This is a genomic window from Paraburkholderia largidicola (assembly GCF_013426895.1).
Taxonomy (GTDB): domain Bacteria; phylum Pseudomonadota; class Gammaproteobacteria; order Burkholderiales; family Burkholderiaceae; genus Paraburkholderia; species Paraburkholderia largidicola.
Genome location: NZ_AP023175.1, coordinates 1,962,748 through 1,976,016, shown reverse-complemented (window position 1 = coordinate 1,976,016; position 13,269 = coordinate 1,962,748). Strand labels below are relative to the sequence as shown.

Sequence of the window (13,269 nt, the reverse complement as noted above, 5' to 3'; positions counted from 1 at the left end):
CATGTTGTGTTTTACGTTCAACCCAACGCTCACTGCGCAACCACGCTGACCACCCGATGCGGCAGCGCCGCATTCGACGGCAGGCACGCCGGACCTACCGGCTCGAAGGTCTTGTACGTAAGGATAAACTCCTGATGCCCGAGCGACTCCGATTTCGACGCCGCCCCCTGCGCAACGGCGAGCGTGACGTCGAACACTTCGCGGCCCACTTCATCGAGCGTCGCGCGGCCTTCAAGGATACGCCCTGCGTCGACATCCATGTCGCCGGACAGGTTGCGGTAAGTATTCGGATTCGCGCAGACCTTGATGACGGGCGAAATCGCCGACCCAACCACGGAGCCGCGCCCCGTCGTAAACAGAATCACATGCGCGCCGCACGCGATCAGCTCCGCAATCTCCGCGTTGTCGCTGATGTTCGGAAAACCGAAGCGCGGCTCGCCGTCCGGCACGACGTCGAGCAGATAAAGGCCGCCTGTGGGTGGCACATCGCCGGGCTTCACGATGCCGACGATCGGCGACGCGCCGCTCTTCGCATAGGCGCCGAGCGACTTCTCTTCCTGTGTCGTCAGCCCGCCGTCCGCGTTGCCGACAGCAAAGCTGCCGTGGCCAAGTATCGAGTAGTAGCGCGCGGCCTTCGCTACGCACGCAACGATTTCGTCGCCGAGATCGTCGCGCGCCGCACGGCTTTTCATATGGAACTCGCAGCCGACCAGTTCGCCCGTCTCTTCGAAGATGCACGTTGCGTCATGCTCGATGAAGTGATCGAACGCGCGGCCCACGGCGGGATTCGCCGTGATGCCGCTCGTGCCGTCCGAGCCGCCGCAGATCGTGCCGATCACGAGTTCGGACAGCGCCATCGGCACTTTCTTCTGCTTCGCGAGTTCGCCGCGCGCTTCGAGCACCCAGTCGACGCCGTATTGAATCGTGCTGCGCGTGCCGCCCTTTTCCTGGATCGTCAGCACGTGCACCGGGCGGCCGCTCGCGCGCACCACATCGACGAGGTAATGCTTGTTCATGCTCTCGCAACCGAGCGACACGAACAACACCGCGCCGACATTCGGATGTGTCGTCAGCTGCTCCATCATCTTTTCGGCGTAGCTGTTCGGATAGCAGCCCGGAAAGCCGATCAGATGAACAGGCGGTTCCTGTTCCGCGGAAGCGTCGTCGAACGCATCGAACGAAGGACGAAACTGCGCGACGATCTCGCGTGCGACGTGATGCGCGCATTCGACCAGATAGGCGACGGCGACCACGTTGCGGATGCCCTTGCGTCCATCGCTGCGCAGATAGCCTTGCAGCATGGGCAACATGGCTGATTGCGCGGTATTTGCTACGGAAATGTCGGTCATGTTCTGTTGGCCCGCCTCAGTGATGGACGAATGCATGGCCTGCGTCGTGCGTATAAGTGGGCAGGTAATCGCTTTCGAGGTTGTGCGTGTGCAGATGCTCGCCACGCGCGACATCCGTCGTCACGTGGCCGATCACCGCGCCATAGCGCAGTACTTTCTCTTCGCTGCGCAGTGCACGGCGCGCGACCTTGTGGCCGAGTTCGATCGTCTTCGCGAGCGTCACGTGCTCGCCTTCGATCTCGATCTGCGTGCCGGCTTCGAGCCGCGCGCCAGCGATCAGGCAGTTGTCTTCGGGACTCAACAGAATCAGGCGATGATCGGTCATATCAGTTTTGTCCTTCGCCGCTGGCGAGGCGCGCCACCATCAGCGAGCCGAGAATGATTGCGCCGTAGATTGCCTGAATCCAGAACGACGGCACCTGTGCGAGCGTCAACAGGTTCTGCACGACGCCCAGCAGCAGCACGCCGGACAGCGCGCCGAGCATCGTGCCCTTGCCGCCATCGAGCGAAATGCCGCCAATCACAGCCGCCGCGAACACGGTGAAGATCATGCCGTTGCCCTGATTCGCGTTGATCGCGCCGACATAGCCCGTCACGACGAGACCGCCAATCGAAGCGAGGACGCTGCCGAGCACGAACACGCCCCACGTGATGCGCTCGACACGAATGCCCGCCGCACGCGCCGCTTCCGGATTGCCGCCGATCGCATACAGCGCGCGGCCCAGCCGGTGATAGCGCAGCATGAACGCGGCGATGCCGAATGCCACAGCCGCCAGCCATACCGACAAAGGCAGGCCGAGCACGATCGTGGTCGCGAGTTCGAAGAACGACGGCGGCATGTCGAATAGCGTGCCGCCCTTCGTCGCGCCGACCAGCATGCCGCGCAACACGATCAACATGGCGAGCGTGACGATGAACGCGTTCAAACGCAGCCGCACGACCAGAAAGCCATTGATGAAACCGATCACTGCGCCGACCACGAGGATCGCCAGCAGGCCCGCCGCCGCCGGCCATTCGAACCCGAAACCCGCCGAAGCCGCGGGCATCACGAGCATCGCGCCGACAGCGGGCGCAATGCCGACCGTCGATTCGAGCGAGAGATCGAACTTGCCCGTCAGCACGATCAACGATTCGGCGAGCACGACGAGCGCCAATGCCGCCGATGCGCCCAGCACGCTGATCAGATTCGCCTTCGTCAGAAAGCTCGGGCTGACGAAGGCGCCGATCACGATCAGCAACGCGAGCGCGGGTACCAGCGCGAGATCGCGCAGACGCGCGAACTCGATGCGCGGACGCGCGGCGCCCGCGCCCATCCCTTGAGCCGACGTAAACGCAGGCACACTATTCTTCATGGAGACTGACTCCTTCAACGGATGCGATCAGGTCGTTGTCTTCCCAACCTGCTGGAAACTCAGCCGCGATGCGGCCACGGAACATCACGAGCACGCGGTCGCAGACGCGCAGATCGTCGAGTTCGCCCGATGCGACGATCACCGACTTGCCCTCTTCGCGCACGCGGTCCACGACGGACAGCAACGCTTCTTTCGATTTCACGTCGACGCCCGCCGTCGGATCGATCAGCACGAGCACGTCGGGATCGGTGGCCAAAGCGCGGGCCATTACAACTTTCTGCTGATTGCCGCCCGACAGACCCGACACGGCTTGCTCCGGCCCCTGCGTAGCGATGCCGAGCGCTTCGATCATCTTCTTGCCGAATGCATTCTTCTTCGCAGGCGACGCGATGCCGAACTTGCCGAGCATGCGCGCGATCGTCATCGACGCGTTCTCCGCGACCGATTGCGTCAACACCAGCCCTTCGTGATGACGGTCCTTCGGCACGCAGCCGATGCCGCGCTTCAATGCAGCGGGCACGTCGCCGAGCGGCAACGCTGCGCCGTCGACGCGAATGCCGCCGCGCTGCGGCTTGCGCAGCCCCGCGATCGCTTCGGCGACGCTCGTGCGTCCGCTGCTCGTCGCGCCTGTGAGACCCACGACTTCGCCGCGCTTCACGGCAAACGTGACGTCTTCATAGTCCGCGCCCGTGAGCGCTTCGACTTGCAGTGCAACGGCCGTCGCGGCGGGAAGCGGTTCGCGGGAAGCCGCGTCGGTGACATTGAGGCCGCCGCGCTCGCCCGTCATCGCTTCGATCAACTGCTCGCGCGGCAGCGCCGACACAGGTGCACTGACGATATGCCGTGCATCGCGCAGCACGGTGACGGCCTGGCAAATCTCGTACACCTCCTGCAAGTGATGCGAGATGAACAGGAACGTCACGCCTTCGCGCTGCAACTCCTCGATGCGCCTGAAGAGCCGCTTGATTTCATCACCGTCGAGTTGCGCAGTGGGTTCATCGAGAATGATGAAGCGCGCGCCGTACGACAGCGCCCGCGCAATCTCGACGAGCTGCCGCGCTTCGACGGTGAGGTCGCCGGCGCGCGCGTCTTCGCGCACGTCGATCTTCCAGTGATCGAGCAACGCGCGCGCATCGCGGCGCATCGTGCGCCAGTCGATTACGCCGTTGCGCGTCTGCTGCCGGTTGATGAACAGATTCTCCGCGACGGACAGCTCACGGATGATCGTCGAATGCTGATAGACGCACGCGACGCGCTCGCGCCACGCGTCGCGGTCGGCGATGGGCGGCGCAAGCTCGCCGCCGAATCGCACTTCGCCCGTGTCGGACTTGCGCAGGCCGGTGAGAATCGACACCAGCGTCGATTTTCCCGCGCCGTTGCGCCCGACGAGCGCATGCGACTCGCCGGGCAAAACGCGCATGCTGACGTCTCTCAGCGCCGCGTGGCTGCCGAAGCGCTTGCCTACGCCAAGCGCCTCGACGACCGCGTGCGTGGATGCGTTCGCGTCGTGGGTCATTTGCTCGCTCACTTAAGTGCTCATTTGAGCGTGTTGCCCCAGAGGTTCTTGTCGTCGACATTCGCCTTCGTCACGAGCGGCGCGGGCAGCTGGTCTTCGAGCACGCCAGGCTGCAACTGCACGATGTTGCTGCCGTGATCGGTCGGGCCCGGCTTGAAGGTCTGCCCGGCGAGCGCGGCCTTCATGTAGTACAGGCCGTACTTCGCGTACAGATCGGCGGGCTGCGAAATGGTCGCGTCGATTTCGCCCTTGCGGATCGCGTCGAACTCTTGCGGAATGCCGTCGTTGCTGACGATCACGACATGCTTCGCGTCGCCGGCGGGAAACAGCATCTGCTTGCGGCGCAGCGTCTGCAAAGTGGGCGACAGATAGACGCCGCCCGCCTGCATGTAGATCGCCTTCACATCGGGATTCGCGGTCAACAGGCTATCCAGCGAACTCGCCGCGACATCGCCCTTCCAGCCCGCGGGGATCTCCAGCAGCGACAGCGCCGGGTAGTTCTTCAGACATGCGCGGAAGGCTTCCGAGCGGTCGCGTCCGTTGACGGAAGCCAGATCGCCCATGATCTGCACGACCTTGCCCGACTTCACGTGCTCACCGATGTACTTGCACGCGTTCGTGCCGTACGCGCGGTTGTCGGCGCGCACGACCATCGCGACCTTGCCTTGCGTCGGCGCGACGTCGACAGCGACCACGGCCACGTTCTTCGCCGATGCCGAATCGAGCGCGCGGCTGATCGCCGCCGAGTCGATCGGCCCGACGACGATGCCCTTGGCGCCCAGATTCACCATGTTGTTCATGTCGGTGATCTGCTGCGCGGGGTCGTTGTTCGAATTGACGGGCGCGAGGATGTCGATGCCCATTTCCTTCGCGTACTTCGGCAGATAGTTGTTGTACGACTGCCAGAACGGCGATGTGAGAAGCGGCAGGCCGAGACCGACCTTGGCTGTGTCAGCGGCCTGCGCGGCCGTGCTGAACGACGTGATGCCTGCGACGCACGCGACGGCGACGGCAGCCGTCAACGCGTTCTGAACGAAACGGCGAGCCGCGCGCGGCTCCTTGGCGAAACCCATGCTTGTCTCCTATGTCGATGGGCGTTGGCGCTTTAGCGCTTACGCCCATCCCATGCACGTTAGTGCGATCGATGGGCGTTGCGCCTGGGCGCTGACTCCGCATCCATCTGCGTTGTGGGAAGAGGAACCGGCGAACCGGGTGCATCGACCTTTCACTTTCTTATGGGCATTGGTGCATTCATTCACCAATGAACGTATTATTCATATACGAATATCCACAAGTCAACGTGACAGGTGTGGGTGTTTTCCCTGGAGCTGGGCGCCCTGTGTGACAGTCCTCTGACAGCCGATAATCAATGCGAACGTCAAACACGAACCGACTGCCGACGATGGATGTAGAAGACAAGGACGACGCCGATCGTTATCGCGCGCCTGCGCTGGACAAGGGTCTCGACATACTCGAACTGCTCGCCGAGCAGAAGAGCGGGCTGACGCGCGCCGAGATCACGAAGCTGCTGGGGCGCAATGCGAGTGAGATGTACCGGATGCTGGAGCGGCTGGTGGCGCGTCAGTACGTGGTGCGGTCGGCGGGTGGCGACCGGTACTCGCTGAGTTTGAAGCTATATGCGCTGGCGCATCGGCATCCGCCGATGAACCGGCTGATTTCCGAGGCGTTACCGTTGATGCAGCGCTTTGCTGCTGATGCCGAGCAGTCGTGTCATCTTGCCGTCTATGACCGTGGGAATCTGCTTGTGATCGCGCAGGTGGATGGGCCTGGCACCTGGGGCATTTCGGTGCGGCTCGGGTCGCGGGTGGGTTTGATCGATACGAGTTCGGGGCGCACGTTGCTGGCCTTTCAGACGCCTGAGCAGCGGGAGCATATGCTTGCCGAGCACACCAAGGTCAAAGGCGAAGTGACGATCGATCATGGGGCGCTTGAAGCTGTGTGCGCGACTATTCGCGCGGCTGGGTTTTCGCAGAAGGATAGTCAGCAGATTTTTGGTGTCACCGATTTGACTTTTCCTGTGCTGACGGCGTCCGGGCAGGCGATTGCTGCGATGACTTGTCCTTATCTCAAGCGGATTGATGAGTATGTGGCGCCTTCTCTTGATGAGGTTACGCAGAGGTTGCGGGAGATTGTGCAGGGGTTGTCGATGTTTGCCGAGCCGGATCGCTCGTAGGTGCGGTTCGTGGCGCGGCCTGTTTTGGGGTGCTTGTGTTTTTGCTGGCATCCGCGTGATGTTGTTGGCTCGCATATGTTTTTGCTGGCATCCGCGTTTTGTTAGCGTGCTTCACGCGTCGCCCCTGTGCGGGGCGGCACCTACTTTTCTTTGCCGCCGCAAAGAAAAGTAGGCAAAAGAAAGCGGCTCACACCGCCAGTTCTAGTATTTGCCTGAGGGCCCCCATAGGGTCTTACGCTTCAGACGGCAACCACGTGACCCACGTTCGTTGCCAGCGCGCTTGCGGTGCGCCTCACCCGCTTCACGCTCCCGCACTACAGCACGCCGTACCAGCTATTCCACCGCCGCCCAGGTGGCAAACTGTGTGTAGGCCCCTTGTGCTGCACACGCCTCACTTCGGACCCATAGCACGCGCATACCTCCATGTAAGAGCGCCGAGCTATACGACGCGACAACCTACACACAGTTTGCCACCTGGGCGGCGCAAACCATTCGCTGCCGCTGGCCCGGGTACGGGAATTCGAAGCGGGTGAGGCGTTGATTCGAAGCGTTGGCAACGAGCATCAACGAGAGCACTGCCGTGTGAAGTGTGGGGACGTTGGGGGCCCGTGGATAGGAACACGGGCTGGCGGTGTGAGCCGCTTTCTTTTGCCTACTTTTCTTTGCGGCGGCAAAGAAAAGTAGGTGCCGCCCCGCACAGGGGCAACGCTAGCGAACCAATAACATCACGCGGATGCCAGCGAAAACACAGGCAAGCAACCCCAGCGTCGCAGACAACCCACAAGTAGGTATCGCCCGGCACAGGGGCAACGCTAGCAGACCAATAACATCTAGCGGATGCCAGCACAAAAGCCAAAACCCCGAACAGCACCCCCCGATACGATAGAATACCGCCCCAACCGCAAACCCCAACCTTTATGGCCAAACTTCTGTCCGACCTCGAATTCCAGCGTTTTTCCGAACTCCAGCAGAAGCAGGCAAGCTTCACCATCACCAGCGAAGAAGCCGACGAACTCCGTGAAATCGTCTCCCGCGCGCAGCAAAAACGCGACGACCGCGCCGCGGCAATGAAGCAGATCGAAACCTTCATCGCGCAGTTCGACATCTCGCCCGACGAACTCTTCTCGGCCGATCAGATCGGCGACGCCGCGCGTAACTTCGGCCTGATTCCGGCCGCAAAGAAAGAACGCATGCTGCCGCCGACCGTGACGTTCAACGGCAAGCCGTATCAATGGACACGCGCGCTGCCCGACGAAGTCCGCGTGCCGCTGTTCGAAGCCTTCACGGCAGGACAATCGGTGAAGCCGTTCATCGCAACGCCGAAGGATGCCGTGCGCTGCGCAGCAACGATTGCCCGCCTCGAACGCGAAACGGGCGCAACGTACGCCCCCGAGTGGCTCGAAGAACTCTCCGTGTCACGCGAACAGGTGGACGCGGCAGCGATGAAGCTCGCCGCTTAAATAGACGCTCAGCTACGCGTAGTAGTAGAGGCAGCAGCAGAACACGCCGGCGACGCGCCAAAGCCCTGAGCGCCCTTTTCATCCGGCTGATCGAGCGCCATCCTGAAACCGACGACGCCCGGGTCCTCCGTGCGCGTCGTCGTGAAACCAACTGCCGTCGCCAGCCCGATCATCGCCGAGTTCTCGCGCAACGCTTCGCCGATGATCCAGTGCGTGCCGCGCGAGCGCGCATACGCGATGATGCGCTCCATCAACAGACGCCCCAGCCCCTTGCCCTTCTGATCCGAACGCACGGCCATCGCGAATTCGGCCGTTTCGTTGTCCGGGTCCGCCACGGCGCGCACCACACCGAGCGTGTGCGTCGACCCGTCGTCGTTCTGTGTCGTCGCGATCAGCGCCATCTCGCGGTCGTAGTCGATCTGCGTCATGCGCGCGAGCTGCGAATGATCGAAGCTGCCAACCGCGCCGAAAAAGCGCAGGCGCAGATCGTCGGCTGTCATCGATTCGACGAAATCGCGATGCGCCGCTTCGTCTTCCGGACGAATCGGCCGCACCGTGATGCGCTGGCCGCGCCAGTCGAGCGTCTCTTCGTAACGTCGCGGATAGGGCATGATCGCGAAGCGCGTGCGGTTCGCCGATAGCCACAGGCGCGGCGCAACAATCGCCGCGCCGTTTCTCATCACGCGCAGCGCGAGCTTCAGCGACACGATCTCGCGTATCTCCGACACCGCCTGCGAGATCGACGTCAGCGCTGTCAAAATGGGCTCGGGCGCGACTTCGCGCGAATACGCCGAGTTCGACAGGATGTCGTCCGACAACACCGGGTTCAGCGGCGGCAGGCCGAACACGCACATCGGCCGCGCTTCGTCGTGCTCGGGCGGCGCAGTAAAACGGAACACCGGACCGAAGTTGGCGTCGTCGCGCAACTCGACCGTGATATCGACAACGGCGCCGTCACGCGCTTCGTCGGGCACCGTGCGCAGGCCGAAGTGCGCGAGCAGCCGCGCCGCGTCGGCGCCTTCGAGCTGCGTCACACCCGACGAGAGCGCCGCGCACGCCTGCGCCTGCGCGGCGTCGATAGCTTCGGGCATGCGCGCGGGTTGGCCTTCGGGGGTCTGCATCAACAGCTCGCGCACGAGGCGATATTCGACGAGACGCTCGAACGCGCGTGCGAGCCGCTGCGGCGTGGTGTGCACGGGAATGCCGTGCTCGTGCAGCGCATCGCGCGTCTCGCGCTTCACGCCGCCGAAGAAGCACGCCAGTAGCCCGCGATACGCGTAGCGCTGATTCGCGATCAACGCCTGCGCGACTTCTTCGACGGGCGCGCCGTGCGTCGACGCGTGCACGACGAACGCCGTCCCCGTCGAACGCTGATCGGCCAGCACCTTCAGCGCCGTGCCGAAATGCTCGGCGCGCGCATCACTGCCGAGCAGCAGCGGATTGCCCGGCACGGCGCGCGGCAACGCCTGCGCGAGCGCATCGACGGCGCCTGACGGGCACGGCGCGAGCGTGTCGCCGGCGGCCTTGAACGCGTCGGTGGCGAGCGTCGCGACGCCGCGATCGCTGGTGATCAGCGTCGCCGTCGCGCCTGCCGCGACGCGGCCCACGCCCAGCGTTTCGATTTCATCGAGCAGATCGTCGAGCGCATCGACGCGCACCACGCCCGCGCGGCGAAACGCCGCCGTGTAGAGCGCATCGTCGGGATCGCTGCGGCCCGAGCGCAGCGCCAGCACCGGCTTGTTGCGCGAGGCCGCCCGCGCCGCCGACATGAACTTGCGCGCCGCCTTCACGGAATCCACTTCGAGCAGGATCGCGCGCGTGCCGGGGTCGCTCGCGAGATAGTCGAGCACGTCGCCGGCATCGACGTCGGCTTCGTCGCCGAGCGCCATCGCGTGCGAAAAGCCCAGACCGCGCGCATGCGCCCAGCCGAGCACCGCGTTGGTCAATGCGTTCGACTGCGACACCCACGCGACGCCGCCCGATCGCACCGTCACGGAAGGCGCGCCGAGATGCGCCTTGAGCGCAGGCGTGATGACGCCGAGGCTGCCCGGCCCGACGATGCGCAGCAGATGCGGCCGCGCGGCCGCCAGCGTGTGGCGCACGTCGGCGCGGTCGTTGTCGCAGCGCGCCTCGCCGACGATGATCGCCGCGCGCGTGCCGCGCCCGCCGAGCGTATGGACGATGGCGGGCCAGGTAGAAGGTGGCGTGCAGACGATCGCGACGGTCGGCGCATCGGGGAGATCGCCCGCGTTGCCGACGCAGGCGTGGCCATCGAGCATGTCGTACTTCGGATTGACGGCCCAGACGGGGCCGTCGAAGCCCCCTTCGATTAGCCGCTTCCAGACCATTGCACCCGTACTGCCCTCGCGATTCGAGGCGCCGATCACGGCAATGGATTTCGGGCGAAACAACGCGTCGAGATTGCGTACGGTCACGGGTGCTCCGCGAATGAGTGGGTGCGGTCGAGCCGCGCGATTTCATCAGGATAGGCGATGCGCGGGTCGCCGTGGGACGGCTTCGTCAAAGGCGGCGGGGTTCGTCTGACGTTAGCGCGGGCCACACAGTCCAAAGAGCGCAGGCGCGCCTGACGTCCGCCCACTCCCGCCCTGCGCACCATGTAGAATCGCCCCCACGGCTCGCGGCGCGGCTTTCCGGCTGCGGCGCCGCTTCCGGTGCGCCGCCGTTGCGCGCGTCGTTCAGGAAAGCGCAAGCGGGCCGAACAGAGAAGAATGATGAGACTGAAGGAAGATTTATGCGGCGTCTGCCCTCGCTGATCGCGTTGCGCTTTTTCGAAGAGACGGCACGGCACATGAGTTTCAACCGCGCGGCCGTCGCGCTGTGCGTCACGCAGGGCGCCGTCAGCCGGCAGATCAAGATTCTCGAAGAATCGCTTGGCGCGAAGCTGTTCGAGCGCGACCACAAGGGCATCCGCCTGACGAAGGCCGGCCAGCAATTGCTGCCGTGCGTGTCCGAAGCGTTCGACACGCTCGAACGCGGCACGCGCCAGGTCACGACTGCGAAAGGCCGCCGGCGGCTCGTGCTGTCCGTCCCGCCCACTTTCGCCACGCAATGGTTTTCGCCGCGGCTCGGCTCGCTCGCCATCGAGTTGCCGGACGTCGAGCTATCCGTGCGCACGGAACCCACCGACGACTGCCACTGCAACATCCGCTTCGGCCGCGACGCGCTGCCCGATGCGCATTCCGAGCTGCTGATGATCGAACGGCACACGTTGGTGGGTGCGCCGCGTCTCGGCGGCGAACCGCTCGAAAAGCTGCTGGAAACGCTGCCCGCGCTGCACGTGCTGCACAACAACGCGCGCCTGAACCTATGGCCTGACTGGCTCGAAAAAGCCGGCCTGCCCGCACACTACGCCGACAACGGCATCGAGTTCTCCACGCTCGAACAGGCCATCCACGCGGCGCGCAAAGGCGCAGGGCTGGCGATCGTCGATCGCAACATGATCGTCGAGGAACTGGGTGAAAACAGCCTCGCGCCGATGTCGGAGATCGAGGTGAGCGGGCCTTATGGATACTGGCTCGATATCGCGCCGCGCCATGCGCCGCTGGAGCATGTGCAGGCTTTCGCCAGCTGGTTGCGGGAGCAGGTGCTGGGGATGGCGTAAAGGCTTGCTATTCGCCTATGGCCTCAAAGCAAAAAGGCCGTGTTCGTCGGAACACGGCCTTTTCGTTTCACGGTGCGGGACGGCAGGCGCTTACATCGCCTTGCGGAACGGCGCGCCCGAGTGCTCGCGCAATTCGTTGAAGACGATCTTCGGCCACGCCTTCTGCGCGACTTCGATCTCGGAGACGTGTGACGCCAGATACGTGGGCGCGTCGGCGGCGTCGTAGGCAATGCGCTGCGCGTAGGAATCGCAGAAGCGGCGCAATTCGGCCGCATCGTCGCAGGTCACCCAGCGCGACATCCGGTAGCGCGCCGGGGCCATCCGCACATCGACCTTGTATTCCGTCGACAGACGGTGCGACACCACTTCGAACTGCAGTTGTCCGACCGCGCCCAGAATCATCAACCCGCCCACGACCGGCTTGAACACCTGGATCGCGCCCTCTTCGCCGAGCTGCTTCAGCGCTTCGCCAAGCTGCTTGGAGCGCATCGGATCGACCACTTCGACAGTCTGGAAAATTTCCGGCGCGAAGAACGGCAAGCCGACGAACTGCAGCAGTTCGCCTTCTGTCAGGGTATCGCCGAGACTCAGCGTGCCGTGATTCGGAATACCGATGATGTCGCCCGCGTACGCTTCGCTGACCGTCTCGCGGCGCTGCGACAGGAACGTCACCACGTTGTTCGCGCGGAATGTCTTGTTGTTGCGCGTGACCTTCAGCGCCATGCCGCGCTCGAAGCGCCCCGAGCACACGCGGATGAACGCGACGCGGTCACGGTGCGCCAGGTCCATGTTCGCCTGCACCTTGAACACGACACCCGTGAATTTCGGCTCTTCCGGCAGCACCGGGCGCTGCACGGTGAGGCGCGCGGACGGCGGCGGCGCCAGATCGACCAGCGCGTCGAGAATTTCCTTCACGCCGAAGTTGTTGATCGCCGAGCCGAACAGCACGGGCGACTGCTGACCCGCGAGGAATTCGTCGCGATCGAAAGTCGGCGTCGCGCCCGTGATCAGGTCGATCTCTTCCTTCGCGCGCACCCACGCGTGGCCGAAGCGGCGCTCGCCTTCTTCGTCGCCCAGCGCCTGGATCGTTTCGACTTCGCCTCCGAGCGTGTCCTGACCCGCGCGGAACACCCGCACCTGATCGTTCTGGATGTCGTAGACGCCCTGAAATTCCTTGCCCATGCCGATCGGCCAGGTGAACGGCACAGCCGACACGCCCAGATGCTGTTCGATTTCGTCGAGCAGATCGAGCGGCTCGCGCACTTCGCGGTCGAGCTTGTTGATGAACGTGACGATCGGCGTCTTGCGGCTGCGGCACACTTCGAGCAGCTTGAGCGTCTGCGCTTCCACGCCGTTCGCACCGTCGATCACCATCACGGCGGCATCGACGGCAGTCAGCACGCGGTACGTGTCTTCCGAGAAGTCCTCGTGGCCCGGCGTGTCGAGCAGGTTGATCACGCACTCGCCGTACTCGAACTGCATCACCGAGCTCGCGACGGAAATGCCGCGCTGCTTTTCGATCTCCATCCAGTCGGACGTCGCGTAGCGGTTGCTCTTGCGGCCCTTCACGGTGCCCGCGATCTGGATCGCGCCCGAGAACAGCAGCAGCTTTTCCGTGAGCGTGGTTTTACCCGCGTCCGGGTGGGAAATGACCGCGAACGTGCGGCGGCGTTTGAGTTCGGAGACTGACATGGGCAATTAGGGTCATGGCGCACGCCCTTCTGGCGGGCGGCGGTACGGCAACCGGTGCGGCGGCGGGCGTGCATCCGCCCGCGG

General features: G+C 64.1%; 10 protein-coding genes. 3 read left to right on the top strand and 7 right to left on the bottom strand.

Annotation, left to right across the window (positions count from 1 at the left end; all coding sequences use genetic code 11):
* Positions 1–29: 29 nt before the first annotated feature.
* Genes PPGU16_RS25530 through PPGU16_RS25510 form a run of 5 tightly spaced genes read right to left on the bottom strand, consistent with a single transcriptional unit; the run spans position 30 to position 5,290 of the window.
* A complete protein-coding gene (locus tag PPGU16_RS25530; RefSeq protein WP_180725208.1) occupies positions 30–1,349 on the bottom strand; it encodes a UxaA family hydrolase in 1,320 nt (439 codons plus the stop codon).
* 16 nt (positions 1,350–1,365) lie between these two features.
* Complete coding sequence (locus PPGU16_RS25525) at positions 1,366–1,674, bottom strand: UxaA family hydrolase (protein WP_180723181.1); 309 nt, start codon at positions 1,672–1,674, stop codon at positions 1,366–1,368.
* Position 1,675: 1 nt separating this feature from the next.
* Positions 1,676–2,701, bottom strand: coding sequence for an ABC transporter permease (locus tag PPGU16_RS25520; RefSeq protein ID WP_180723180.1), 1,026 nt, complete (start codon positions 2,699–2,701; stop codon positions 1,676–1,678).
* The gene (locus PPGU16_RS25515; protein WP_180725207.1) at positions 2,691–4,217 is read right to left on the bottom strand and encodes a sugar ABC transporter ATP-binding protein; all 1,527 of its coding nucleotides are present in this window, start codon (positions 4,215–4,217) and stop codon (positions 2,691–2,693) included. The genes PPGU16_RS25520 and PPGU16_RS25515 overlap by 11 nt, the downstream gene beginning before the upstream one ends.
* 20 nt (positions 4,218–4,237) lie before the next feature.
* On the bottom strand, positions 4,238–5,290 hold the full coding sequence (locus PPGU16_RS25510; RefSeq protein WP_180723179.1) for a sugar ABC transporter substrate-binding protein: 1,053 nt from the start codon (positions 5,288–5,290) through the stop codon (positions 4,238–4,240).
* Between the two features lie 329 nt (positions 5,291–5,619).
* Between PPGU16_RS25510 and PPGU16_RS25505 the strand changes: the two genes are divergently transcribed.
* Positions 5,620–6,411 (top strand): IclR family transcriptional regulator, encoded by a 792-nt coding sequence (locus PPGU16_RS25505; protein WP_180723178.1) that lies wholly within the window; start codon positions 5,620–5,622, stop codon positions 6,409–6,411.
* Positions 6,412–7,328: 917 nt separating this feature from the next.
* The gene (locus tag PPGU16_RS25500; protein WP_180723177.1) at positions 7,329–7,871 is read left to right on the top strand and encodes a hypothetical protein; all 543 of its coding nucleotides are present in this window, start codon (positions 7,329–7,331) and stop codon (positions 7,869–7,871) included.
* Between the two features lie 8 nt (positions 7,872–7,879).
* On the opposite strand, the gene PPGU16_RS25495 is transcribed toward PPGU16_RS25500, so the two are convergent.
* On the bottom strand, positions 7,880–10,306 hold the full coding sequence (locus tag PPGU16_RS25495; protein WP_180723176.1) for a bifunctional acetate--CoA ligase family protein/GNAT family N-acetyltransferase: 2,427 nt from the start codon (positions 10,304–10,306) through the stop codon (positions 7,880–7,882).
* Positions 10,307–10,623: 317 nt separating this feature from the next.
* Between PPGU16_RS25495 and PPGU16_RS25490 the strand changes: the two genes are divergently transcribed.
* Entirely contained in the window at positions 10,624–11,493 is an 870-nt protein-coding gene (locus PPGU16_RS25490; RefSeq protein WP_180723175.1) for a LysR family transcriptional regulator, read from the top strand.
* Between the two features lie 90 nt (positions 11,494–11,583).
* On the opposite strand, the gene PPGU16_RS25485 is transcribed toward PPGU16_RS25490, so the two are convergent.
* A complete protein-coding gene (locus tag PPGU16_RS25485; RefSeq protein ID WP_180723174.1) occupies positions 11,584–13,185 on the bottom strand; it encodes a peptide chain release factor 3 in 1,602 nt (533 codons plus the stop codon).
* Between the last annotated feature and the right edge of the window lie 84 nt (positions 13,186–13,269).